Source organism: Pseudarthrobacter sp. NBSH8 (genome assembly GCF_014217545.1).
Lineage (GTDB): Bacteria > Actinomycetota > Actinomycetes > Actinomycetales > Micrococcaceae > Arthrobacter.
Window position 1 is genome coordinate 2,380,629 of record NZ_CP043178.1, and the last position, 25,622, is coordinate 2,406,250.

Here is a 25,622-nt window from a genome sequence, read left to right on the forward strand (position 1 = left end):
TTCAGTGGCCTCACTCGTCATCTTCAACGCCCAGTCCACTTTCAGTGACCGGCTTCGCAGTGCGGCGGCCGCTGACCGATTCGGTCCAGATCCCGGCCTTGCGCTCTGCCTCGAGTTCGGCGCGGGCGGCGGCTTTGGCTTCACGGCGTTCGACCTGCTCGTCCCGCTTCTGCCCGCGGGTAGGCCTGTCGCCAATGTCGGCGAAGCGGACGTCGGTGCCACGCGGCGCCGCCAGCAGTTCCGCGCCGGCCATCATGGTGGGTTCCCAGTCGAAGACAACGCCGTCGTCCTCGCCGATTACCACGGTGTCGCCCGGAGTGGCGCCCTGCTTGAACAGTTCGTTTTCGACGCCGAGCTTGGCCAGGCGGTCGGCGAGGTAACCGATGGCTTCCTCGTTGGTGAAGTCGGTCTGCTTGACCCAGCGGACGGGCTTGTCGCCCAGTACGCGGAAGAGCGGCTCGAGGTTCTTTTCCTCGCGGCGGATCTTGAAACCGGATTCGTTGACGGCCCGGGGCCGCAGAATGGGCGGCTGGACCTTGGGCGGGGCGGCCGCGAGGGCGGCACGGGCGGCCTGAACGATTTCGGCCATGGCGAAGCCCAGCTGGCGGAGACCCTCGTGGCTGGTAGCCGAGATCTCGAAGACCCGGTAGCCGCGTGACTCGAGTTCCGGGCGGACAAATTCAGCCATGTCCTTGCCGTCCGGAAGATCTACCTTGTTCAAGGCGACCAGGCGCGGGCGGTGGTTCAGCGGAACCACTTCGCCGTCGGCACCCGCGAAGCTCATGTCTACGGAGTACTTTTCCAGCTCGGCCTCGATAATGGCCAGGTCTGCCAACGGGTCACGGTCCGATTCAAGCGTGCCGCAGTCCAGTACGTGTACCAGGGCGGCGCAGCGCTCCACATGGCGCAGGAAGTGGTGGCCAAGGCCCTTGCCTTCGCTGGCGCCCTCGATCAGGCCCGGGACGTCGGCAATGGTGAATCGGACATCGCCGGACTGGACAACACCCAGGTTCGGGATCAGCGTGGTAAAGGGGTAATCAGCGATCTTGGGGCGCGCGGCGGACATGGCCGCGATCAGGCTGGATTTGCCGGCAGAGGGGAAACCCACCAGTGCGATATCCGCGATGGACTTCAGTTCCAGCACAATGTCACGGGCGTCCCCCTCGATGCCCAGCAGGGCGAAGCCCGGGGCACGGCGCTTCTGCGAGGACAGCGAGGCATTGCCGAGGCCGCCCAGACCACCGGCAGCCGCCACATACTCGGCGCCTTCGCCGACGAGGTCCGCCAGGACGGTGCCGTCCTTGGCCTTGACTACGGTGCCGTCCGGTACGGGCAGGATGAGGGTCTCCCCGCTCTTGCCGCCGCGCCAGTCACCCATGCCGGGGCCACCGTTGGTTGCGTGGCGGTGCGGGGCGTGGTGGTAGTCCAGCAGCGTGGTGGTCTGGTGATCAACGCGCAGGATGACGTCACCGCCATCGCCGCCGTTGCCGCCGTCGGGACCGCCCAGGGGTTTGAACTTCTCCCGGTGAACAGAGACACAGCCGTGGCCGCCGGTACCGCCGGATACGTGCAGTACTACCCGGTCTACAAAGCTCGCCACGTGGATCTCCTCAGTGCTGTTTCCTGACGCCCAAGGGCGCCAAGACGATTGTAATGCGGTTAAAAGAATAGTGGAGCGGACCAAATGGCCCGCTCCACCGTTTCAGAACTATTTGTTACTCTGCAGCTGCAGCGGCAACGATGTTGACTACGCGGCGACCGCGGCGGGTGCCGAACTGGACGGCTCCCGGGGCCAGTGCGAACAGTGTGTCGTCGCCGCCACGGCCAACGCCGGCGCCCGGGTGGAAGTGGGTGCCACGCTGGCGGACGATGATCTCGCCTGCGGAAACTACCTGACCACCGAAGCGCTTGACGCCGAGGTACTGGGCGTTGGAGTCACGACCGTTGCGAGTGGAACTCGCGCCTTTTTTATGTGCCATTTGAAATGCCTGCCTTTAAATTCTGGGGAATCTGCTGAAGAACCTGAACAGTAACGAAGAGTTACTTGATACCCGTGATCTTGACCTTGGTCAATTCCTGACGGTGACCCTGGCGCTTCTTGTAACCGGTCTTGTTCTTGAACTTCTGGATGACGATCTTCGGACCACGGAGGTCTTCGAGGATCTCAGCCGTAACCGTTACCTTGGCCAGGTCCGCAGCAGCAGAGGTGACTTTGTCACCGTCTACCAGGAGCAGTGCGGGCAACTCAAAAGTGCTGCCGGCTCCACCGGGGACGCGGTTCAGGGTAACGAAGTCTCCAACGGAAACCTTCTCTTGGCGGCCGCCTGCGCGGACAATCGCGTACACCACTTGGGAACTCACTTCTCTCGACGTTTATTACTAAATTTGCGTGCTGAACCCGATTCCATAATCGGCTGGGTTCTCGCTGTGCCTCAACGCCGTGGGGTCGTAACCCAAGTGTTGGCGTAAGCACCGAAGATCTAGAATACGCTAATTTTGCCTTCGGCCGCAAATGAGGCTGGTTACGGTCGGTTGTCTGTGATAGGACCCATAAGCAGGAACTGCACTGACAATCCAAAACCGTGCCTGACTATCGTACAGGCCACGCGGGCCCCGGACTGTCAGGAATGAATTCGCGGCGCGTCGAAGAACTCCACTTCGAACCGGCACGACTGCCTGAACGCCACCAGCATCGCCGCACGTTCATCCGCGGAAGCGCTCCGGCCCGCGTCATCAGCCAAGGCGATGGCGTCCCGGGTGGCCTGCGCGAAGTCCTCGTCAGCGTAGGCCCGCAACCAGTCGGCATAGGGATGCGCCTTCGGTGCACCGGCGGCCAAGAACTCCGCGTGGAGGGTCTGTCCCACCTCGGCGTACAGCCAGAAGCACGGCAGCACCGCAGCGACGAGGACCGCGTAGCTGCCGGAGGCCGAGGCTGCCAGCAGGTGGTCCACATAGGACTTGGTGACGGGGCCAAGTGCGGAGTCCACCGTCCTGGTGCTCAGCCACGTGCGGTGCAGCTCGGATTCGACCTCAAGGCATTGCCGGGCAGAGTTTGCCCAGAACGTCTGAGCGGCTTCCGTGGGCGCCAGTGCACTGGCGCGGGCAAGGACCCGCGAATAGCCATTCAGGTAGATGGCGTCCTGCGCCAGGTAGTAGCCGAACTGTTCCTCAGCCAACGTGCCGCCCGCCAGGCCGCGGATGAAATCCAGCCCGTAGATGGCCGCAAGATCCGGCGCCGACGCCCGCTGGAGCGTCTGGGCGAATTCGCCGGCTGCCGGAACTTGTTGCAGGTGGTGAAAGTGGTTGATGGGACCGTGGCCCCCGCCCACCTCCAGCTGATCAGCGGCCTGCAGTGCGCCGACCAGCCAAGGCTTCACTTGCCGTAGTGCGGATTCCCAGTTCCCCAGCCTGGCCCGGGCCGTAGCCATGGCCGACGACAGCGAGCAGCCGGTGCCGTGGCTGTTGCGGGTGGGGATCCTGTCGCCGCTCACTTCCACTACCTCCTGGGCGAGCAGCCCGGCGGCGTTGACCAGGGCATCCGGGCAGGCGCCGCCGTCGAGATGGCCGCCCTTGACCAGGACCGTGGCACCGGTCGCGGCGGACAACCGCTGCCCCTGTCCGAGCGCATCAGGCCAGTCCCGTGCCTGCGGCTCCCCCACCAGGATGGCCAATTCGGCCAGGTTGGGGGTGATCAGGTCCGCGAGCGGGAGCAGCTCCCGCAGGGCTGCCTCGGCAGACTCCTGCAGCAGCCGGTCACCGCTCGTGGCCACCATCACCGGATCGAGAACGACGACGGCGGGACGCGCTTTTACCAGCCAGTCCCGGACCACGCCAATCACCGCAGCATCGCCGAGCATGCCGATCTTGACCGCATCGATGGTGATGTCGTCGCTGATGGCATCCAGCTGCTGGCCCAGGAAGGATGCCGGCGGCACGTGAACCGCCTGCACCCCCTGGGTGTTCTGGACTGTCAGTGCAGTGATGGCCGCCATGCCGTAGCCGCCAAGAGCCGCAATGCTTTTGAGGTCGGCCTGGACGCCCGCGCCGCCTGACGGGTCCGATCCGGCAATGGAAAGCACCCGCGGGACGTCACGCAGCACCTGGACGCTGCCAGACCGGCCTGGCGCCGGCCGGACCTCACCCTGGTTTGCTGAGATATCCGGCAGAACCGCCGCGGGCGTTGCGGGAGGAAGGACAGAAGTTGAAGCCAAAGGAGACATCCCTTCGCCGGTGCTAGCCGGACAGGTTCAACGGGTGTGGATCTCAGCCGGCTCTCTGCGCGGCACCCCGTGTCAGTCACCAGCCTAGCGTCCCTCGGGACTTAACGCCGGACGCCCGGACGCAGCCTGTGATTCACAGACACGTCCGGGCGCCGTTGTAGAGGCTTGCCCTGCTGCTTCGTTAGAGTTCCGAGGCCGGAACCCCAACACCCAGGATGATAGGCGAGTTGGTGGCCGCAGGCTTGTCAGCCACCGGAGCCTTGACGGACTCCGGGGCCTTGGTGGCGTGGGTGTGTCCAGCGGCAGCCGCCGGAGCGGCTTCGTGATGCTCCACAGACGTGGCGTTGGCTGCGCCCTGGGCACGGCTGGCGCTCCGGTTCCGCCGGGGACGGCGGGCGCGGGGCTCCTCGGTGTGGTCGGAGTAATCCTTCTCCGCCGCTGCCGGCTGCTGCTGACGGGCAGGTTCGCCCGGTTGGCTTGCAGCTGCCTGGACTGCGGACGGCTCGTTTTCCACTACAGGGGCCGGCTCGCCAAGGCGGGCGAAGGCCTCCGCGAGGCGGTCAAGCGTCAGGGCCGGTGCGTGCGGCTGGTCCTCGTGGTGGGCCACGAACGGCAGCACCACCTGCTCGCCGCCGAACGTCAGCACAGCGGCCGGGCGGCCATTGGAGTCCATCTCGGGCCGCGCAGCCGGCACCGGCGCAGCGGGCACTGGCGCAGCCGGAGATTGTCCCGCCGCGGCTGATGCGCGAGCCACTTCGTCGTCGTGCACGTGCGCAGCGTGGGCTGCAGCCGCAATGTTCGCAAGCGCGGCCCGCGTGGCCTCGGCCTTGGCATGGCGCTCGGCGTCACTGGGTTCCGGGTGGACCGTGTGGATCTGCACCGGCGCTGCCGGTGCCGTTTCCAGTGGCTGGCCGCCACGTCCGCGGCGGCGCTTCCGGTCAGTGCGGCCACCCGGCTGGCTGTCCGGGCGCTGACTGTCCGTGCGCATGCTGTCGGCGCGCTGATCGTTGATGCGGGGTTCCTGCCGGCTGTCCACCCGCTGCACGTGGTGCTCAGCGGCTACGGTATTGGCGCGGCGGTGCTCCACGGGGTCGTCGTGGGTGACAATTCCGCGGCCTGCACAGGTTTCACACTGCTCCCCGAAGACTTCCAGGAGTCCGGTACCCATGCGCTTTCGCGTCATCTGCACGAGGCCCAGCGATGTCACTTCTGCAACCTGGTGCTTGGTCCGGTCGCGGCCCAGGCACTCCACCATGCGGCGAAGGACCAGGTCCCGGTTGGATTCGAGGACCATGTCGATAAAGTCGATGACGATGATGCCGCCGATGTCGCGGAGCCGGAGCTGCCGGACCACTTCTTCGGCTGCCTCGAGGTTGTTCTTGGTGACGGTTTCTTCGAGGTTGCCACCGCTGCCGGTGAACTTGCCGGTGTTGACGTCTACCACGGTCATGGCTTCGGTGCGGTCAATGACCAGCGAGCCGCCCGAAGGCAGGAAGACCTTACGTTCCAGGGCCTTGTGGATCTGCTCGTCGATCCGCCACGCGGCGAAGATGTCCTGGTCCTTGGTCCACTTTTCCAGGCGGCCCACGAGGTCCGGGGCAACGTACGTGACGTAGGCCTCGATGGTGTCCCAGGCCTCTTCACCCGAGACGATCAGCTTGGAGAAGTCCTCGTTGAAGACGTCACGGACCACCTTGATGGTGAGGTCCGGTTCGCCGTAGAGGAGCTCCGGGGCGAGGATCTTGGTCGACGTGGACTGGCTTTCGATGCCCTCCCACTGCGCGCGCAGCCTGTTGATGTCGTGCGTGAGCTCCTCTTCCGAGGCGCCTTCGGCAGCGGTGCGGACAATGACCCCGGCGTGCTCCGGGAGGCGGTCCTTGAGGATGCGCTTGAGGCGGTTGCGCTCGACGTCGGGCAGTTTGCGGGAGATGCCGGTCATGGAGCCGCCGGGCACGTAGACGAGGTAGCGGCCGGGCAGCGAGATCTGGCTGGTCAGGCGTGCACCCTTGTGGCCCACGGGATCCTTGGTGACCTGGACCAGGACGGTGTCGCCGGACTTGAGCGCGTTTTCGATCCGGCGCTGCTTGCCTTCGAGGTTAACGGCTTCCCAGTTCACTTCACCGGCATAGAGGACGGCGTTGCGGCCGCGTCCGATGTCGACAAACGCCGCTTCCATGGACGGCAGCACGTTCTGCACCTTGCCGAGGTAGACGTTGCCGATCAGGGAGTCCTGCTGGGTCTTGGAGACAAAGTGCTCGGCCAGCACACCGTCTTCGAGGACGCCGATCTGGATTCTGTCGTCGCGCTGGCGGACGATCATCTGCCGGTCCACTGATTCGCGGCGGGCCAGGAACTCGGCCTCGGTGATGACGGTGCGGCGGCGGCCGGTATCACGGGATTCGCGGCGGCGCTGTTTCTTGGCTTCGAGGCGGGTGGAACCCTTGACGGATGTGACGCGGTTGTTGACTGGCGCTTCCGTGGCCGCACGCGGCGCGCGGACGCGGGTCACCGTGTTGGGCGGGTCGTCGCCTTCTCCGCCGGTCAGTTCCAGATCCTGGTCGCCACGGCGGCGACGGCGACGGCGACGGGACGTCACGCCTTCGTCGGCCTGCCCGGCGGATTCCTCATCAGTTTCTTCGGCTGCGCCGTCCTCACCTTCGTTGTCGCTGTCAGCATCACTTTCGCCGGTGCGGCTGCGTCCCCGCCGACCACGGCTGCGGCGCCTGCGGCGGCCGTTGGCGTCGTCCGTTTCACCGTCTTCGGCGTCGTCCTCTTCCGGCTCTTCAACCACGGCGGCGGCCGGTGCCGGACGGACCACGGTGCTCAGGTCAGGGGCCTGGAAAAGCACCGACGTGGTGGACGCCGGCTCAAGGAACAGTGAACTGAACGGGCTGGCAGACTCGGCAGCAGCCGGTTCTCCAGCCGGCGCGGCGGCAGCGTTGACGGCGGCGGTTGTTGGGGGCGCGACGGCGGCGGTGGCTGGGGGCGCGGCGGCCTCCGCAGCTACGGCTTCCTCTGCGTCCGGGGCCGGAATTACTGTTGCTTCGGCGGCTGCCGGCTCTTCGGGAGCTGTTTGTTCTACGGCAGTAGGAGCGACGTCGGGGGCCGACGTTTTGCGGGTGGCCACGCGGCGGCGGCGGACAGGCTTGGTCTCCGCTGCAGCTTCAGGGGCCGCGGCTTCGGCCGCCGGTTCGACGGCGGCAGCGGTCTCTACGGCGCTCTCGGCATCAACGGCGGCAGGTGCTTCCAAAACCTCGGCAGCGAAGGCAGGCAATGGTTCGGCGGTGACTACCGTTTTACGTGCGCGGGTCCGGCGCACCGGCGCCTTAGGCTCCGGCGCGGCGTCTGCCGCAGGCTCAGTCTGGGCGGCGGCGTCAGTCACGGGTGCGGGCTCTGCGGCCTTCGGCGCTGCCTTCCGACGCGTCCGGGTGACCTTCTTGGGCGCTTCCGCAGCCTCGGCGACGGCTTCATCATTAACGGCTGGTGCTTGTTCGTTTTCCATATGTGGCAACACTCCTGCCCCTGACGTACCGCCACATCCGGCACCCATTGGGGCGCATATTGTCAAAACCCGCAGGCGTTGACAGAAGTCAAGTGGATACTCCCAGGTTCGCACCGGCAGAGGGGTGCGGCAGCCCGTGGGAGCCGTCGGCTGTGTCCTGAAACCCGTTGTTCTACACGCCACAACCAGGTGCCGACCAATGGAATTGCGGGAAGCCGGATCAGAGAATCCGAAGCCTGCCCTGCTCATCATTGGCGGTCTTGAAACAAGCCACCGGACCGGAGTCCGAATGTGGGTCGGCCTCCAGCCAAGTTCATTCTCTCACACCCGGGCTGGAAGACGGCGGCACCACGGGCAACGGATCAGGACGTGAGGGCGGTGACTGAACGCTGCTTCCAGTCACCGGCGTTACAATCGGGGCAAGGAGCACCCGAAGCAAAGGACGCCACACACCATGCCCAGCATTTCCTCCCACGGCACTGAAACGCCGGCTGCCTCCCCTGCGGCGGAGCCGTTGCCCGTCACGCCCGGGACTGTGCCGCCGATGGCACGTAACCGGCCCTTCGGTTGGCTGATGGTCATCACCGGCGTCGTCGGCTGGCTGGCCTCGGGGGCGTTGGTCCTGGAAAAGCTCGCCGTCCTCGAGGATCCGAATCACGTAACGGCCTGCGACGTTAATCCGTGGATCTCCTGCGGCCAGGTCATGCAGACGTGGCAGAGCTCGGCGTTCGGGTTCCCCAACATGTTTATCGGCATCGTCGCGTTCGCCGTCATCATCACAGTGGGCATGGCCCTACTGTCCGGCGCCACCTTCGCCCGCTGGTACTGGACAGGGCTCCAGGCCGGCGTCACGCTCGGCTTCGCGTTTGTGGTGTGGCTCTGGTCCCAGGCCCTCTACGACATCCGCATCCTGTGCCCGTTCTGCATGATCGTCTGGGCCGCTATGATACCGCTCTTCGTCTGGGTAACCATCCGCAACCTCGTCCACGGCATCATCCCCGTCCCCTCAGGTGCAGCACGTGTGCTGGGCGAGTCAGGCTGGATCATCACGGCGTTGCTGTACGTGGCCGTCATCGCCACCATCTTCTTCGCGTTCATCCAGGTGTTTGCCGGAACGTCGGGCTTCTAACGCCGCCCCCAGACGAGTCGCAGAAACCGCACGCAAAAGGCGCGAACTGGCATGCCAGTTCGCGCCTCTATTGGTAGGTGCAGGACTTAGTCCTGGAACCAGATCTTGATTTCGCGCTCGGCCGAGTCAACGGAGTCGGAGCCGTGCACCAGGTTCTGCTGGACCTTCAGGCCCCAGTCGCGGCCGAAGTCGCCACGGATGGTACCGGGGGCGGCAGTGGTGGGATCGGTGGTGCCGGCCAGGGACCGGAAGCCTTCAATGACGCGGTGGCCTTCGAAGATCGCGGCCACAACCGGTCCGCTGAGCATAAATTCCACGAGTGGCTCGTAGAACGGCTTGCCCACGTGCTCTTCGTAGTGCTGCTCCAATAGTTCCCGGCTGGCGTCAACCTTCTTCAGTTCAGCCAGGGTGTAGCCCTTGGCCTCAATGCGGCCCAGGATGGCGCCGCTGAGGTTGCGGGCAACGCCGTCCGGCTTGATCAGTACCAGGGTGCGCTCAATGGTCATGGCTGCTCCAATGCGTAAGGGGTGGGTTTCGGGACAATTCTACGAGGCTTCCGGGGCGTTCCCGTGCGAGGCGTTCCACTCAGCCTGTTCGCGTTCGCGCTTTGCGGCCTCGGAATCAATCCTGATGCCGGTGCGGATTCCATACCACCAGGCCAGGCCGAACAGCGCGCCAACAAGGAACATCATGGGCTCAATAATGCCCGTCAGGATCAGCACAATCTGCAGGATCCAACCCAGCCCCACGCCCCACGGCCTGGACAGCACAGCGCAGGCAAGGACCATCACGACGCTCAAAGCGATGCCGATCCCCAGGATCAGCGCCGGCGGAAACTCACCGCGCTTGAGTCCGAAGACGGCCAGTGTCGCGAAGAACACCACAAACGCCTCAAGGACCAGGACGGTGGAGGCAAACATCACCTTAGTGGACCGGCGCTTCCTGGGCATTCCCGGGCGCCATTCACGCTGGGCTTTGGTCAGCTTGGCCATGCCTAGGCCTCCGTCTTTCCGAGCAGGATCCTGGCTTCCGCCACCAGGGTAATGGACCCTGTGACCAGGACGCCGCCGGAGAGGTCGTCGTTGGCTTCGGCGCGTTCCACGGCCCATTCGAGGGCGTCGTCGAGTTTCTCCGCGATGTGGATGTTGTCTTCGCCGAAGCCCATTTCCACGGCCAGTTCGGCCAGCTCGGCCGCGGGCACTGCCCTCGGCGAGTTGGACTGGGTGAAGCAGTATTCCTGGGCGATGTCGCCCAGGGATTCCTTGAGCTGGCGCAGGATCTCTTCGGCGTCCTTCTCCTTCAGGACACCAACCACCGGCACCAGCCGGGTGAAAGTGAAGGCCTCCTGGATGGCCTCGGCCGAGACCCTGATGCCGTCCGGGTTGTGGGCCGCGTCCACGATGATGGTAGGCGCAGTACGGACAACCTCAAGGCGGCCCGGGGATGTGACTGACGCGAAGGCTTCCTGGAGCACCTCGGCGTCGAGTTCCTTTTCGCCCCCGAAGAAGGCCTCGAGGGCCGCCACCGCCACTGCTGCGTTCTGGGCCTGGTGGGCGCCGTGCAGCGGTAGCAGCAATTCCGGGTATCGGCCGGCGATGCCTTGAATGCTCACCACTTGGCCGCCCACGGCAACCGTGCGCGATTCGACGCCGAACTCCACGCCTTCAAACCGGAACGGAACTGCAACTTCCTTGGCTTTCTCGAGCAGCACCTGCGCCGCATCAACGGGCTGCGAGGCACTGATGAGGTAGCCACCGGGCTTAATGATGCCGGCCTTCTCGTAGGCAATGTCCTCGGTGGTATCGCCCAGCAGGTCGGTGTGGTCCAGCGAGATGGGGGTAACCACCGAAACCAGGCCGTCGCCCACATTGGTGGCATCGGTGATGCCGCCCAGGCCCACTTCGATCACGGCCACGTTGACGGGCTGGTCCGCGAAGACCGCGAACCCCAGGATGGTCAGGCACTCGAAGTACGTGAGCCGGGGCTCCTCCGCTGCGGTCAGTTCGTCGTCGACGATCTGCAGGTACGGGCGGATCTCGTCCCAGATCCGGACGAACGTTTCGTCGGAGACGGGGTGGCCGTCGATGCTGATCCGTTCAGTGACCTTGGACAGATGCGGGCTGGTGTAGCGGCCGGTGCTGAGGCCGTGCGCACGCAGCCCGGCCTCAATCATCCGGGCCGTGGAGGTCTTGCCGTTGGTGCCGGTCACATGGATGATCGGGAACGCCTTGTTGGGCTCCCCCAGCACATCCATCGCCCGGAACAGCGGCGCAAGACGAGGTTCCATCTTGTTTTCCGGTGCACGCCCCAGCAGCTCGGCGTAGACACTTTCCACGGAGAATTCGTCAGTCATGGCTCAGGCCTCTGCTTTTTCGACGGCAATGCGTGATTCGCCTGACTCAGCCGGAACTGTGGCCAGCTCCAGGGTCAGGGTTTCGGTCTTGACCAGCTCGGCGTTGGCCAGGAGGGCCTCCAGCACGGTGGCAACGGCGGTGACAGTGGTCCGAATCCGGTCGCTCACGTTCAGTCCGGCATCCTTGCGTGCCTGCTGGATGGCGCGGACCATGTCGCGTGCAGTCCCTTCGGCCTCAAGTTCTGGAGTGACTTCGGTGTTCAGGACCACGAAGCCACCGCCCGGAAGGACAGCTACTGATGCTGAACCGCCGTCGGACTCCGCCACTACTGTCTCCAGCGTGTATTCCTGGGGTTCCAGCTTCAGGCCGCCGGAAACAACGACTTCGTCGGCACCGTCGATTGTTTGGACCGACCAGTCACCGGACTTGGCGCCCTTGATGGCCTGCTGAACGTTCTTGCCCAGGCGCGGTCCCGCGGCCCGGGCGTTGACCACGAGCTTCTGCTCGATGCCGAACTCCTCCGGGGTGGCCCTCTCGGCGTCCAGCAGGCGCACGGAGCGCAGGTTCAGTTCATCGGCGATGACGGCGGCGAAGCCTTCCAGCGCATCCGCGCCGGGAGCCACAACGGTCAGTTCCTGCAGCGGCAGCCGCACGCGCAGGTTCGCGGCCTTGCGCAGCGAGGATCCGGTGGAGCAGATCTGCTGCACGCGGTCCATCGCTTCCACCAGCGAAGCGTTGGCCGGGAACAGGTCCGCGTCGGGCCAATCGGCCAGGTGCACGGAGCGGCCGCCGGTGAGGCCGCGCCAGATCTCCTCGGAGACCAGCGGCAGCAGCGAAGCGGCCACGCGGGACACGGTTTCGAGCGCCGTGTAGAGCGCGTCGAACGCGTCAGCGCTCTCGTCAAAGAAGCGCTGGCGGCTGCGGCGGACGTACCAGTTGGTGAGCATGTCCAGGTAGCTGCGCAGTTCGTCGCAGGCGCCGGAGATGTCGTAGCTGTCCAGCTGGGCGGTCATGTTCCGGACCAGGTCGCCGGTGTTGGCCAGCAGGTACTGGTCCAGGGTGTCGGCGTACCCGTCGTAGCGGAGCTTCGCGTCGTAGCCCTGCGCTGTTCCACCGGCTGCGCCCGCGGCGTTCGTGTACAGCGTGAAGAAGCTGTAGACGTTCCACAGCGGCAGGATGACCTGGCGGACGCCGTCGCGGATTCCCTGTTCGGTGACCACCAGGTTGCCGCCGCGCAGGATGGGGCTGGACATCAGGAACCAGCGCATGGCGTCGGAGCCGTCGCGGTCCAGGACCTCGGAGACGTCCGGGTAGTTGCGCAGGCTCTTGGACATCTTCTGCCCGTCCGAGCCGAGCACGATGCCGTGGCTGATGACGTTCCGGAAAGCCGGCCGGTCAAACAGTGCGGTGGACAGGATGTGCAGCATGTAAAACCAGCCGCGGGTCTGCCCGATGTACTCCACGATGAAGTCCGCCGGGTTGTGCGTGTCGAACCAGGCTTCGTTCTGGAACGGGTAGTGCACCTGTCCGTAGGGCATGGAGCCGGAGTCGAACCAGACGTCCAGGACGTCCTCGACGCGGCGCATCACGGACTGGCCTTCTTCGGGGGTCCGGGGGTCGTCCGGGTTGGGGCGGGTCAGTTCGTCGATGAACGGCCGGTGCAGGTCAACCTGGCCGGCCTTATTCAGCGGCAGGCGGCCGAAGTCGGCCTCGATTTCGGCCAGGGAGCCGTAGACATCGGTACGCGGGAATTCGGAGTCGGTGGACTGCCACACCGGAATGGGGCTGCCCCAGTAGCGGTTGCGGCTAATGGACCAGTCGCGGGCGTTGGCCAGCCACTTGCCGAACTGGCCGTCCTTGACGTTCCCGGGGATCCAGTTGATGTCCTGGTTCAGTTCGGACATCCGGTCCTTGAACTTGGTGACTTCCACGTACCAGGAGGACACGGCGCGGTAGATCAGGGGGTTGCGGCAGCGCCAGCAGTGCGGGTAGCTGTGCTCATAGCTGGCCTGGCGGACCAGCCGGCCCTGGGCGCGGAGCACCTGGGTGATGGGCTTGTTGGCCTCAAAGACCTGAAGGCCCACGATGTCGTGCAGGTCGCCGTGGCTGAACAGCGGCAGGAACTTGGCGCCTTCATCCACGGACAGGACCACCGGTATGCCGGCCTCTTCACAGACTTTCTGGTCGTCCTCACCGTAGGCGGGCGCCTGGTGGACAATGCCGGTGCCGTCGGTGGTAGTAACGTAGTCGGCCACGAGGAAGCGCCATGCGTTCTGCGTCCCATACTTTTCGTCGTCGCGGAAGTCGTTCCACAGCGGCTCGTAGGACAGGCCTGCAAGTTCAGCGCCGGTGTGGGTTGACGTCACGGCGGCCTCGGCGGAATCCACATCCTCATAGCCCAGGTCCTTGGCGTAGGCCGCCAGCAGGTCGGCGGCCAGGAGGAAGCTTCCGGTAACCGGCGCGTCCGGCGAGGCGGCCTTGACTCCATTGGGCCCGACGGGCAGCACGACGTAGGTGATGGAGGGCCCGACGGCGAGCGCCAGGTTGGTGGGCAGCGTCCAGGGCGTGGTGGTCCAGGCGAGCGCCTGCACGCCGGCGAGCTGCTTCGACAGCTCCGTCTCCCCTGCTGAGATGGGGAACGTCACCGTAACTGTCTGATCCTGGCGGTTCTTGTAGACGTCGTCGTCCATGCGCAGTTCATGGTTGGACAGCGGCGTTTCGTCCTTCCAGCAGTACGGCAGCACACGGTAGCCGTTGTATGTCAGGCCTTTTTCGTGCAGCTGCTTGAAGGCCCACAGGACTGATTCCATGTATTCGACGTTGAGCGTCTTGTAGTCGTTGTCGAAGTCCACCCAGCGGGCCTGGCGGGTGACGTAGCTCTTCCATTCATCGGCATACTTCATCACGGAGGCACGGCAGGCGTCGTTGAACTTGTCGATGCCCATGGTCTCGATCTGGGTCTTGTCCGTCATGCCCAGCTGCTTCATGGCCTCCAGCTCAGCCGGCAGGCCGTGGGTGTCCCAGCCAAAGCGGCGTTCCACGCGGCGGCCCCGCTGGGTCTGGTAGCGGCCCACAAGATCCTTCGCGTACCCGGTCAGGAGGTGGCCGTAGTGCGGCAGGCCGTTGGCGAAGGGAGGACCGTCATAGAAGACGAATTCGTTGCTGCCGGGCTTCCCGCCGGGGGCGTCGGCGCTGCGCTGGTCGATGCTGGCCTGGAAGGTGCCGTCCTGATCCCAGTACTTCAGGATGCGCTCTTCGATCTCCGGGAACTTCACGGAGTGGGAGACACCAGCGGCAGCGCCGCTCGAAACGGCAGCCGAAGGGGAGGCTGAGGCTTTGGGGTAATACGTCATTCTCGACATCCTGGGTTGAGCTGGTGAACCATTCAGCCGCTGCTGACTGGTTCCGTTCAGGATGCGAGGACGGCTCGTGTGCTGTCCTGGGACTGCACGCTGACCGCGGTACCACCTCACTAACCGGCACTCCACCACGCTCCGTGGAGAGCTGTTGTTGCGCCGGCCGCTCATTACTGCTGTGACGGGCTTACCCGTCCGGTTCTAGTAACACCGGCGCCAGATCCCTGGTGGTCAGTGCGTTCTTCCGGAAGCTCACCGGTGATCGCCGGGTCGAAGCCATGTCTGAGTGTACTATCGCCTGCCCGTCTACCGCCATTCTCCGGAGCGCGGGGACCCGCACCGGGACCCCGCGCAGCTTCCTTGCCGCACTGGTAACCGCCGTACTGCTGCTGCAGCTGGTTGCGGTCGCACCCGCGTTTATGTCCACCTACGTAGCCGCAACGGCACTTCAGGCGGTGGGGACCCCTGTCGACCCTGGCCGAACGGTAACGTTGGTGGCCCACAACGTGGGCTCAATGATCCAGCATCCCGCCGTTCGTCGCATTGGACCATGTCCTGGTCACCCCGGACATCGAGGTCTGGGCCTCCGCGACCATCACGGTTCCCGGCCCCGACCACGCCGCCGTCGTGGCGGACCCACGCTTCCTGGATAGCAGCTTGGCTCCCGCCGACGGCACGACTGTGCCTAGACTCAGAGCCATGACTTCCGCCCACGGCTTGCCCGGCATGGCCTGCCGCTGGCTGGCGCTCTTGGCTGCCCTGCCTGTCCTGGTACTGTCCGTGTTCCGTGCGATTCCGGCGGACTGGCCGGTGCTGGCGGTGCAACTGCTGTCCTTCACCCCGTGGCTTGCCGTGCCCGCTGCACTGGCCACGATCCTGGCCGTTGCGGGCCGGAGCAGGTGGCTTCAGGTGTGCGCCGGAGCGCTTCTGCTGTGCCAGATCTTCTGGCTCTTCCCCTTCGATACGGCGCGCCCTGCCGCCGCTGCTGGTGCTGTTGTCAGTGCTGGAGCGACGGTGGAACTACACGCGATGAACATCAACTCGGAGTTCGGCCAGGCGGATGCGTCCCGCATCGTGCAGCTGGTCAAGGACAACCGCGTAGGTCTGCTGACAGTGCAGGAGCATTCGCAGGCCTTGGAGGACCGGTTGAGCGCCGAAGGCCTGGATAGGCTCCTGCCCCATCGGATCAGCGATCCCACGGACGACGGCGCCGGCAGCGCTGTGTACTCCGCGTACCCCCTCGAACAGGTGGGCATCCTCCCGGACACACCGTTCCGGATGCCAACGGTCCGGCTGACGGTCAGGGACGGCGGATCTGCAGCTGTCCTGGAGGTGACCAATGTCCATACGCTGCCGCCGGTGGATGTCAGGGTTGACCAATGGCGCAGCGATCTTGCCGCCGTGGGTCGGCTGGCGGAGCTTCCCGGCAACAGGCTGCTGATCGGTGACTTCAATGCCACCTACGACCACACCGAGTTCCGCGCACTCCTTGGCGCGGCCCCGGACGGTCCGGGCCTGATTGATGTGGGGACGGCGTCAGGATCCCGGCTCACACCCACGTGGCCCATGCGAGGTCCGCGGCTGCCGGGTATCGCCATCGACCACCTGGTGACCACGCCGCATGTGGGGAGCAGCGGATACCAGGTCCAGCGGGTGCCGGGCACGGACCACGCGGCTATCCTGGCCACGCTCGCCGTCCCGGCTGCCTAGTCGCCCGTAACGTTGCGGATCAGCTTGTGGTTGGCCGCCTGGGCAACGGGCCGGATCACAATCTGGTCCAGATTGACGTGATGCGGCGCACTGACCGCGTAGCGCACCACGTCGGCCACGTCGGCCGCAGTCAGGGGCTTCTCCACGCCCTGGTAAACCTTTGCCGCGGCGCCCTCGTCACCCAAGCGGTTGAGCGCGAACTCTTCGGTGTGGACAAGGCCGGGGGCTACCTCGATGACGCGGACGTTGTGCTCCGCCTCTTCCAGCCGGAGGGCGCCTGTAAGTGCGTGCTGGGCAAACTTGGCGGCGTTATATCCGCCACCACCCTCGTAGGCCACCAGTCCGGCAGTCGATGTCAAGTTCAGGACAGTTCCCTCGCCGTTCGCGCGGAGCATCGGCAGGAACGCCCGGGTGAGCTTCATGGTGCCGATGACGTTGACCCGGAACATCCATTCCCAGTCCTCGGTGTTGGCAGCGCCCACCAGGTCAGCGCCGCGGGCCCCGCCGGCGATGTTGATAAGTGTCCCCACACCCCCCGCCTCGGTGACGCGGGCAAGCAGCCGGGCGACGTCGTCGTCCTCGGCGATGTCAGCGGGAATTCCGACGGCGCCTGTTTCAGCTTCCAGTACGGCCAGCCGTTCGGCGCGGCGCGCCACAGCGAACACCGTCCAGCCTTCCGCCCGCAATGCCCGCACTGTCGCCTCGCCGATGCCGGTGCTGGCGCCGGTAACGACGGCCGCCTTGTTCTCGAGTGATTCGTTTGGTGATGCGTGGCCAGGTGCTGTCGCGTTGCGTGAATCCTCAGTCATGGCACCACCCTAACGGCAGCGCAGCTACCGGTGCTTGAGTATGAACTCGAGTATCACCAAGGCGTGGTTCGCCCGTGCGTCATAGCTGCGCTTGGTCCCAAAAATGTCCGCGTTTGTGCCTATCTCCCGCATGCTACGGCAGGCTCCCGTGCCGCGGGAGGAACAGACCATGAAACAATTGCCAGATGGCTGAAGACACTCAGGGTACAGACACGCCCTCCACCGCCCCTATCAACGTTCCGGACAAGCCCGCCCTCGAGGGGCTCGAAGCTGCCCTCACGCAGCGCTGGCTTGCCGAAGGGACCTACAAGTTCAACCCGGACACCACCCGGGAGCAGGTCTACTCGATCGACACTCCCCCGCCCACAGCGTCCGGTTCCCTGCACGTGGGGCACATGTTCTCCTTCACGCAGACGGACGTGCTGGCCCGCTACCAGCGCATGATCGGCAAGAACGTGTTCTACCCGATGGGTTGGGATGACAACGGCCTGCCCACCGAGCGCCGCGTGCAGAACTACTACGGCGTGCGCTGCGATCCGGCCATCCCGTACGATGCCGGCTACCGTGCTCCGGCCGAGCCCGCCAAGAACCAGCGCGATTTCGACGTCGTCTCGCGCCGGAACTTCATCGAGCTGTGCGAGGAACTGGCCGTGGAGGACGAGAAGGTGTTCGAAAGCCTGTTCCAGCAGCTCGGGCTTTCCGTGGACTGGCAGTTGACGTACCGGACCATTGACGACGCTTCCCGCGAAGTCTCCCAGCGCGCCTTCCTGGCCAACCTGGCAGCCGGCGACGCCTACATGGCCGAGGCGCCAACCCTTTGGGACATCACCTTCCGCACGGCCGTGGCCCAGGCAGAACTCGAAGACCGCGAAGTCGCCGGCGCGTACTACCGGTACCCGTTCTTCACCGAAGACGGCGAAAAGATCTACGTCGAGACCACCCGTCCCGAACTGCTGGCAGCCTGCGCCGCCCTGGTGGCAAACCCCGACGACGAGCGCTACCAGCCGCTGTTCGGCAAGAAGGTCACGTCCCCGGTCTTTGGTGTTGAGGTTGAGGTCAGGGCCCATGCGCTGGCCAAGGCGGACAAGGGCTCCGGCATCGCCATGGTGTGCACCTTCGGTGACCTCACCGACGTCACCTGGTGGCGGGAACTGCAGCTGCCCACCCGCGCCATCGTTGGCCGGGACGGACGGATCATCGGCGAAACACCGGACTGGATCTCCACCGACGCCGGCCGCACCGCCTACGAAGCCATCGCGGGCAAGACCGTCTTCAGCGCCAAGGAAGCAGTGGTGGAGCTCCTGGCCGCCGAAGATCTGATCGACGGCGAACCGAAGAAGATCATGCACCCCGTGAACTTCTACGAAAAGGGAGACAAGCCCCTTGAAGTTGTTACCTCACGCCAGTGGTACTACCGCAACGGCGGCCGCGACGAAGAGCGCCGCGCACGCCTGATCGCGCGCGGCCACGAGATAGACTTCCACCCGGCCTTTATGCGGTCCCGGTACGAGAACTGGATCTCCGGGCTGAACGGCGACTGGCTTGTCTCCCGGCAGCGCTTCTTCGGTGTGCCCATCCCCGTCTGGTACCCGCTGGATGCCGAGGGCAACCCGCAGTACGACGCCCCGATCGTGCCCCTGGATGAGCAGCTGCCCGTTGACCCCGCGGCCGATGCCGCACCGGGTTACAACGAAGCCCAGCGCGGTGTTCCCGGTGGCTTCGCCGGCGACGCCGACATCCTGGATACGTGGGCCACATCTTCGCTGACGCCGCAGATTGTGGGCGGCTGGAGCCGGGACAAGGACCTCTTTGCAAAGGTGTTCCCGTTTGACCTGCGCCCCCAGGGACACGACATCATCCGTACCTGGCTGTTCTCCTCGGTGGTCCAGGCTGATGCACTGCAGCAAGCAGCGCCGTGGAAGCATGCCGCCATCTCCGGCTGGATCCTGGACCCGGACCGGAAGAAAATGTCCAAGTCCAAGGGCAACGTGGTGGTTCCCAGCGATGTGCTGGAAGAGTTCGGCTCCGACGCAGTCCGGTACTGGGCCACGTCCGCCAAGCTCGGCGCGGACACGGCCTACGAGATCGCGCAGATGAAGATCGGCCGCCGCCTGGCCATCAAGCTGCTGAACGCCTCAAAGTTCGTCCTGAACCTGGGTGCGACGGAGAATTCCGTGGTGTCCACTGACCTCTCGGTCCTGACCAACCCCTTGGACCGTGCGGTGCTGGCCCAGCTGGCCGAGGTGGTACGCCAGTCCACCAAGGCGTTCGAGAACTACGACTATGCCCGGGCCCTGCAGATCACCGAGAGCTTCTTCTGGCAGTTCACGGACGATTACGTGGAGCTCATCAAGGACCGCGCCTACGGTGCCGCCGGCGACGCTGAGCAGGCCTCCGTGCTGGCCGCACTTGCCACCAGCCTGGACACACTGCTCCGCCTTTTCGCCCCGTTCCTGCCCTTCGCCACCGAAGAGGTCTGGGGCTGGTGGCGCAACGGCTCCGTGCACCGCGCCCAGTGGCCCACCGCAGTGGACGTGGACGGCGACACCACCCTGCTTGCCACCGTTGGCACGGCCCTGAGCGGTGTCCGCAAGGCGAAGTCCGAAGCCAAGGTCAAGCAGCGGACCGAGGTCCTCTCCGCCACCATCACGGCGTCGGAATCCCTAACCACGCAGCTGAAGGCAGGACTTGGCGACCTGAAGGCTGCCTCGAACGCCCGCGAGCTGACCCTCGTGGCGGGCGACGGCGAACTGACCGTCAGCGACGTTGTGTTGGCCGCTCCGGAGGAACAGCCCAAGGCCTGACCGGTCTAGGCCTGGTTCGGAGCAGCAGCCCTGTTTTTGGGCCGGCCTGATTTTGGGCAAAGGGGAAGCCCCATCAGCGTTTTGCCGTTGGTGGGGCTTCGACTTTTCGGCCATCCTGGTGACGTCTTTGATGGTCTGGCAGGATCCTTGGATCTTCAGGTCTTCCTACCTCGTCACTGGTAGCTTGTATCTGACTTTGCCGATGGCTGCGTCGGGTACATATCACTGAATCTTTGGTTCCTGCGTCTCACTTCTTTCGAAGTGGGTAAGAACCATTGTTGTCCCGCCTGTTTGGATGCGCAAGAGCCCCGGACGAATTACATCAGAGTAGTTCGTCCGGGGCTCTTAGCTGACTGCGTCAGTTGAATTCGGGGCGTTCGCCGCGGCTGCGCTTGATCTCGAAAAAATGCGGGTACGAGGCAAGCGTGACGGTGGCATCCCACAGCTTGCCCGCCTGTTCGCCGCGCGGGATGCGGGTCAGTACGGGGCCGAAGAAAGCAGTTCCGTTGAAGGCAACAACGGGCGTGCCCACGTCCTGGCCCACCAGCGAGATGCCCTCCTCGTGGCTGGCCCGCAGCTGGGTATCGAAGGCGTCCGTGGTGGCGATGTCTGCCAGGCCGGCCGGCAGTCCGCACTCGGCCAATGCCTTGCTGATGACAATGCCGTAGTCCTTCTCCCCGCCGACGTGGATCAGTGTGCCCATGGCGTCGTAGAGCGGCTTTACCACGTGGTGGCCGTGCTGCTCCTGGGCCGCGATGATGACCCGGACCGGGCCCCATGCCTTGTCCATGAGCTCCAGATAGCCGGCGTCGAGTTCGCGCCCCTCGTTGAGGACGGCCAGGCTCATCACATGCCACACGGTCTCGATGTCGCGGACGGCCTCAACCTCGCCGATCCAGCGCGACGTGATCCAGGCGAACGGGCACAGCGGATCGAACCAGAAGTCGGCCTGGTTGATGGTTGTTTCAGTCATGCGTGAGTCCTCTGGTTCCTGGGCGTGCGGGAATGGCTGCGGGAAAGGTCAGACGGGGTGGCGGACGCGTCAGGCGGATTTCCGCCGCTTGGTCACGTGCGGAATGAGGGTGGGCTCGGCCTTGCTGAGGACAACGTCAGCGGTGATGACCACGCTGGCCACGTCTTCGCGGCTGGGGAGGTCGAACATAACCGGGAGCAGCACTTCCTCCATGATGGCGCGGAGGCCCCGTGCCCCGGTGCCACGCTCAAGTGCCTGGTCGGCGATGGCGTTGAGGGCGTCCTCATCAAAGACGAGTTCCACACCGTCGATCTGGAACATCTTCTGGTACTGCTTGACCAGAGCGTTCTTCGGCGTGGAGAGGATTTGGATGAGGGCATCGCGGTCCAGGCTGGAGACCGTGGTGATCACGGGCAGGCGGCCGATGAATTCCGGGATGAGGCCGAATTTCAGCAGGTCCTCGGGCATCACTTCGCCGTAGGAGTCCACCTTGTTGCTGGCGTCGTTGAGCGGGGCGCCGAAGCCGATGCCCTTACGTCCGGAACGCGAACCGATGATCTCTTCCAGCCCGGCAAAGGCGCCGGCCACGATAAAGAGCACGTTGGTGGTGTCGATCTGGATGAATTCCTGGTGGGGGTGCTTGCGTCCGCCCTGGGGTGGGACGGAGGCCACCGTTCCTTCGAGGATCTTCAGGAGGGCCTGCTGCACGCCCTCACCGGAGACATCCCGGGTGATGGACGGGTTCTCGCTCTTGCGCGAAATCTTGTCGATTTCGTCAATGTAAATGATGCCCTGTTCGGCCTTTTTGACATCGTAATCCGCTGACTGGATGAGCTTGAGGAGGATGTTCTCCACGTCCTCACCCACATAGCCGGCTTCGGTAAGCGCGGTGGCGTCGGCAACCGCAAACGGAACATTCAGCCGCCGCGCCAGTGTCTGGGCCAGGTAGGTTTTACCGCAGCCCGTCGGGCCGATCAGGAGGATGTTTGACTTGGCAATTTCAACATCGTCGTGGTGGCCGCCCTCGGCGAGGCTGCCGCTCTTGGGGGCGTGGCCCGCCTGGATCCGCTTGTAGTGGTTGTAGACGGCGACGGCGAGGGAACGCTTGGCAGGTTCCTGGCCGATGACGTATTCCTGCAGGAAGTCGAAGATCTCGCGGGGCTTGGGCAGTTCGAAGCTGCCCAGATCGGCGACTTCCGCGAGTTCTTCTTCAATGATCTCGTTGCAGAGTTCAATGCATTCGTCGCAGATATAAACACCGGGCCCGGCAATGAGCTTGCGTACCTGCTTCTGGCTCTTTCCGCAGAAAGAACACTTCAGCAGATCCGTGCTCTCGCCAATCCGAGCCATATGTGAACCCCTTTAGTATCTTGCTGCCAGGCAGCTATGCACCGTTGCTGGAATCGTGGCGGGACTGGGAGGACCGGCCGTGACATCTTCCACTCTAGGTCACAATTGCGTCCAAGGGTGGAAAGCGAAGGCCGGTGCGGCCCAAATAGCTGGACCGCACCGGCCTTCGAAGATCCTTACTACCTGGTAATTGCCTGTGGCTTGATCTTGCGGGAATCAAGGACCTGGTCGATAAGACCGTACTCCAGGGCGTCGGCCGCGGTCAGGATCTTGTCGCGCTCGATGTCGTTGTTGACCTGCTCGGACGTGCGGCCTGAGTGGTGCGCGAGGGTGTCCTCGAGCCAAGACCGCATCCGCATGACTTCCGCGGCCTGGATCTCAAGGTCCGAAGCCTGGCCGCCCTGGCCGCCGGACAGTGCCGGCTGGTGGATGAGGACACGCGCGTTGGGCAGCGCCAAACGCTTGCCGGGGGTGCCTGCGGCGAGCAGAACCGCGGCGGCGCTGGCCGCCTGGCCAAGGCAGACGGTCTGGATTTCAGGCCGGATGTACTGCATGGTGTCGTAAATCGCCGTCATGGCGGTAAAAGAGCCACCCGGGGAGTTGATGTACAGGGTGATGTCACGGTCCGGGTCGGTGGACTCGAGGACCAGCAGCTGGGCCATGACGTCATCGGCCGAGGCATCATCCACCTGAACGCCGAGGAAGATGATGCGGTCCTCGAACAGCTTGGTGTAGGGGTCCTGGCGCTTAAAGCCATAAGGCGTGCGCTCTTCGAACTGGGGAAGGACGTAGCGGCTGGTCGGAAGGTTACCGGCAGTCGATCCGAAGTTGTAAGTCATTGTTGTTGCTCCTGATCTAAAGGTTCTATTGCCGGGTTACTTCTCGGATGCCGACTCGCCGGAGGGCCCGTTGGCGGTTCCGCCGCCGCCGGCCACGGTGCCGGCGTGGGCAGCGATCTTGTCGAAGAAGCCGTATTCGAGGGCTTCTGAGGCGGTGAACCATTTGTCGCGGTCGTTGTCCTTGAGGATGGTTTCCACCGACTGTCCGGTCTGATCCGCGGTCAGCTCAGCCATGACCTTCTTCATGTGCAGGATGAGCTCGGCCTGGATCTTGATGTCCGACGCCGTGCCGCCGATACCGCCGGAGGGCTGGTGCATCAGGACGCGGGCGTTGGGGGTGGCGTAGCGCTTGCCCTTGGTGCCGGAGGAGAGCAGGAACTGGCCCATGGAGGCTGCCAGTCCGGTGGCGACGGTGACGACGTCGTTCGGGATGAACTGCATGGTGTCATAGATGGCCATGCCCGCGGTCACGGAGCCACCGGGAGAGTTGATGTAGAGGTAGATGTCCTTTTCCGGGTTCTCGGCGGACAGGAGCAGCAACTGCGAGCAGATGGCGTTGGCGTTGTCGTCACGCACCTCGGAGCCCAGCCAGATGATGCGCTCTTTCAGGAGGCGGTTGTAGATGTAGTTGTCCTGGCCGGCCGGATCTACAGTCGCCATCCGGGGGGCCTCTGCGTGCTGTGACATATGTACTTACCTCTCGCTGGTGACGGTGACATCACTGAACTTCACTACTTGGACACTAACCGGTTTGGTGGCCGATTTGTTCGCCGGAATCGCGCTGTTCGCTGACGGCGCACGATCCCTGCAACTGCCCGTAAACCACGGCAGCCCCCGGACCAGTAGGTCCGGGGGCTGCCTTCAGTCGCACTGCCAGGGGCGTGCTAGAACTTCACTGCTGCCGGGTCGTCACTCGGGGTGGCGTCGGTCTCGGCGTTGGTGTCTTCAGTGGCCTCAGCCTCAACGGCGGGAGCCTCGTCTTCGCCGCCGGGGCGGACGAAGTCACTGAGGTCAACAGACTTGCCGTCGGTGTCGGTTACGGCGGCCTGGCCCAGGACTACGGCCAGTGCCTTCCGGCGACGGACCTCTGAAACCATCATGGGAACCTGGCCGCTCTGATCGATGATCTGGGCGAACTGGTTCGGGTCCATGCCGTACTGGCTGGCGGCGCTGACGATGTAGTCGATCAGCTCAGCCTGGCTGACGTTGACTTCTTCCTTTTCGGCAATGGCGTCGAGGATGACTTCGTTCTGGAAGGCGCGGGCGGTGTTGGCCTTGACCTCTTCGCGGTGCTCCTCGGTGTCGTGCTCGCCTTCACCGTGGCCGTTGCCCTCCTTGAAGTGGGCGTCGACCTGCTCTTCGACCACGGAGTCCGGAACCGGAACCTGGACGAGTTCAACGAGCTTGTCCAAGACCTTGTCGCGGGCCTCTACGCCCTGCTCAACAACCTTGGACTCGGCAGCCTGCTTGGCCAGGTCCTCGCGGAGTTCAGCCAGGGTGTCGAACTCGGAGGCCAGCTGGGCGAAGTCGTCGTTGGCTTCCGGAAGCTCGCGCTCCTTGACGGCCTTGACAACAACCTTCACCTGGGCGGACTCGCCGGCGTGGTCACCGCCCACAAGGGTGGTTTCGAAGATGGCGTCTTCGTCAACGCTGAGTCCGGTGACGGCCTCGTCCAGGCCCTCGAGCATGGTTTCGGCGCCCACCTGGTAAGACAGACCGGACGCGGAATCAACGTCCGCACCGTCAATGGTGGCGGTGATATCGATGGTCAGGAAGTCACCATCGGCGGCCGGGCGGTCCACGGACTTCAGCGTGCCGAAGCGGCCGCGCAGTTCATCCAGGGCCTTGTCAACGTCTTCGTCGGAGGATTCCGCTGCGGCTACCTCGACCTTGATACCGGCGTAGTCCGGGAGTTCGATCTCCGGGCGGATATCAACCTCGGCGTGGAACTTCAGTTCCCCGTCCGTGGAGCTGGGGTCCGGAACCTCGGTGATTTCCACCTCGGGACGGCTCAGGGGGCGGATGCCTGATTCCTGGACAGCAGCCTGGTACCAGCCGTTGAGGCCTTCGTTGATGGCCGTCTCCAGCACGTAGCCGCGGCCAACGCGCTGATCGATCAGCTTGGACGGGACCTTGCCCTTACGGAAGCCAGGGACCTGGATCTGCGAAGCAACAGTCTTGTATGCCTCGTCGATGCTGGGCTTCAATTCCTCAAAAGGGACCTCAACATTGAGCTTGACCCGCGTGGGGGTGAGGTTCTCGACAGCGCTCTTCACGGTCTAAGTACTCCTGGGTTTGTGGGATGGGTTTCTGCAAACGCAGTTTTCTGCCCGGGCCGTTTGCACGGCCCGAGCCGCAGAGTCGGGGTGACAGGATTTGAACCTGCGACTTCCTGCTCCCAAAGCAGGTGCTCTAGCCAAGCTGAGCTACACCCCGTAAGTGCACAGGCAAGTCTACGTTCATCCGGGCGTTCTTTGCACATTTGACACGTGGGGCATGAATTAGGTTTAGTTGTATCCGGCTTCAACAGCCAGCCCGAAGAAACGCAGTGCAGCCTGATGCAACAGCTGAGGTGT

18 protein-coding genes, 1 tRNA gene and 1 riboswitch are annotated in these 25,622 nt (G+C 64.5%); of the genes, 3 read left to right on the forward strand and 16 right to left on the reverse strand.

The window, feature by feature from the left end; all coding sequences use genetic code 11:
* Positions 1-10: 10 nt before the first annotated feature.
* The 5 genes from obgE to FYJ92_RS10935 all read right to left on the reverse strand — a co-directional run bounded on the left by obgE (position 11) and on the right by FYJ92_RS10935 (position 7,722).
* Positions 11-1,600: a GTPase ObgE gene (gene obgE / locus FYJ92_RS10915; protein WP_185260762.1), complete on the reverse strand. Its 1,590-nt coding sequence runs from the start codon at positions 1,598-1,600 to the stop codon at positions 11-13.
* Between the two features lie 115 nt (positions 1,601-1,715).
* Positions 1,716-1,979 carry a 50S ribosomal protein L27 gene (gene rpmA, locus FYJ92_RS10920; protein WP_056340543.1) on the reverse strand — a complete coding sequence of 88 codons (264 nt, stop codon included), beginning with the start codon at positions 1,977-1,979 and terminating at the stop codon, positions 1,716-1,718.
* Positions 1,980-2,040: 61 nt separating this feature from the next.
* Positions 2,041-2,349: a 50S ribosomal protein L21 gene (gene rplU, locus FYJ92_RS10925; RefSeq protein ID WP_018773353.1), complete on the reverse strand. Its 309-nt coding sequence runs from the start codon at positions 2,347-2,349 to the stop codon at positions 2,041-2,043.
* Between the two features lie 272 nt (positions 2,350-2,621).
* On the reverse strand, positions 2,622-4,220 hold the full coding sequence (thiD, locus tag FYJ92_RS10930) for a bifunctional hydroxymethylpyrimidine kinase/phosphomethylpyrimidine kinase (protein ID WP_185260763.1): 1,599 nt from the start codon (positions 4,218-4,220) through the stop codon (positions 2,622-2,624).
* Positions 4,203-4,300, reverse strand: a riboswitch (TPP riboswitch). Its footprint overlaps the gene before it by 18 nt.
* Before the next feature lie 101 nt (positions 4,301-4,401).
* Positions 4,402-7,722 carry an Rne/Rng family ribonuclease gene (locus FYJ92_RS10935; protein ID WP_185260764.1) on the reverse strand — a complete coding sequence of 1,107 codons (3,321 nt, stop codon included), beginning with the start codon at positions 7,720-7,722 and terminating at the stop codon, positions 4,402-4,404.
* 454 nt (positions 7,723-8,176) lie between these two features.
* Here FYJ92_RS10935 and FYJ92_RS10940 point away from each other — a divergent pair, with 454 nt between their 5' ends.
* Complete coding sequence (locus tag FYJ92_RS10940; protein WP_185260765.1) at positions 8,177-8,851, forward strand: vitamin K epoxide reductase family protein; 675 nt, start codon at positions 8,177-8,179, stop codon at positions 8,849-8,851.
* 86 nt (positions 8,852-8,937) lie between these two features.
* Here the strand turns inward: FYJ92_RS10940 and ndk are convergent, their stop codons facing one another.
* From ndk to ileS, 4 genes are read right to left on the reverse strand one after another with little or no spacing between them, the layout of a single operon-like run.
* Complete coding sequence (gene ndk, locus FYJ92_RS10945; RefSeq protein WP_058932211.1) at positions 8,938-9,357, reverse strand: nucleoside-diphosphate kinase; 420 nt, start codon at positions 9,355-9,357, stop codon at positions 8,938-8,940.
* Between the two features lie 39 nt (positions 9,358-9,396).
* Positions 9,397-9,843: a DUF4233 domain-containing protein gene (locus FYJ92_RS10950; protein ID WP_185260766.1), complete on the reverse strand. Its 447-nt coding sequence runs from the start codon at positions 9,841-9,843 to the stop codon at positions 9,397-9,399.
* 2 nt (positions 9,844-9,845) lie between these two features.
* Complete coding sequence (locus FYJ92_RS10955; protein WP_185260767.1) at positions 9,846-11,204, reverse strand: folylpolyglutamate synthase/dihydrofolate synthase family protein; 1,359 nt, start codon at positions 11,202-11,204, stop codon at positions 9,846-9,848.
* Between the two features lie 3 nt (positions 11,205-11,207).
* A complete protein-coding gene (gene ileS, locus FYJ92_RS10960; RefSeq protein WP_185260768.1) occupies positions 11,208-14,558 on the reverse strand; it encodes an isoleucine--tRNA ligase in 3,351 nt (1,116 codons plus the stop codon).
* A 702-nt stretch (positions 14,559-15,260) separates the two neighbouring features.
* Between ileS and FYJ92_RS10965 the strand changes: the two genes are divergently transcribed.
* Positions 15,261-16,271: an endonuclease/exonuclease/phosphatase family protein gene (locus FYJ92_RS10965; protein WP_185260769.1), complete on the forward strand. Its 1,011-nt coding sequence runs from the start codon at positions 15,261-15,263 to the stop codon at positions 16,269-16,271.
* On the opposite strand, the gene FYJ92_RS10970 is transcribed toward FYJ92_RS10965, so the two are convergent.
* Positions 16,268-17,080, reverse strand: coding sequence for an SDR family oxidoreductase (locus FYJ92_RS10970; RefSeq protein WP_185260770.1), 813 nt, complete (start codon positions 17,078-17,080; stop codon positions 16,268-16,270). The genes FYJ92_RS10965 and FYJ92_RS10970 overlap by 4 nt on opposite strands.
* A gap of 185 nt (positions 17,081-17,265) precedes the next feature.
* Here FYJ92_RS10970 and valS point away from each other — a divergent pair, with 185 nt between their 5' ends.
* Positions 17,266-19,884 (forward strand): valine--tRNA ligase, encoded by a 2,619-nt coding sequence (gene valS, locus FYJ92_RS10975; protein ID WP_185260771.1) that lies wholly within the window; start codon positions 17,266-17,268, stop codon positions 19,882-19,884.
* A 358-nt stretch (positions 19,885-20,242) separates the two neighbouring features.
* Here valS and FYJ92_RS10980 read toward each other — a convergent pair whose 3' ends face one another.
* The 6 genes from FYJ92_RS10980 to FYJ92_RS11005 form a co-directional block, all read right to left on the reverse strand.
* On the reverse strand, positions 20,243-20,857 hold the full coding sequence (locus FYJ92_RS10980; protein ID WP_185260772.1) for a disulfide bond formation protein DsbA: 615 nt from the start codon (positions 20,855-20,857) through the stop codon (positions 20,243-20,245).
* Between the two features lie 69 nt (positions 20,858-20,926).
* Positions 20,927-22,207, reverse strand: a complete 1,281-nt coding sequence (clpX, locus tag FYJ92_RS10985; RefSeq protein ID WP_185260773.1) for an ATP-dependent Clp protease ATP-binding subunit ClpX — start codon at positions 22,205-22,207, stop codon at positions 20,927-20,929.
* A gap of 179 nt (positions 22,208-22,386) precedes the next feature.
* Positions 22,387-23,046, reverse strand: a complete 660-nt coding sequence (locus FYJ92_RS10990; protein ID WP_185260774.1) for an ATP-dependent Clp protease proteolytic subunit — start codon at positions 23,044-23,046, stop codon at positions 22,387-22,389.
* Positions 23,047-23,082: 36 nt separating this feature from the next.
* The gene (locus FYJ92_RS10995) at positions 23,083-23,706 is read right to left on the reverse strand and encodes an ATP-dependent Clp protease proteolytic subunit (protein ID WP_185260775.1); all 624 of its coding nucleotides are present in this window, start codon (positions 23,704-23,706) and stop codon (positions 23,083-23,085) included.
* Positions 23,707-23,930: 224 nt separating this feature from the next.
* Complete coding sequence (gene tig, locus FYJ92_RS11000) at positions 23,931-25,322, reverse strand: trigger factor (RefSeq protein ID WP_185260776.1); 1,392 nt, start codon at positions 25,320-25,322, stop codon at positions 23,931-23,933.
* Between the two features lie 85 nt (positions 25,323-25,407).
* Positions 25,408-25,482 (reverse strand) — tRNA-Pro (locus FYJ92_RS11005).
* Positions 25,483-25,622: the final 140 nt, after the last annotated feature.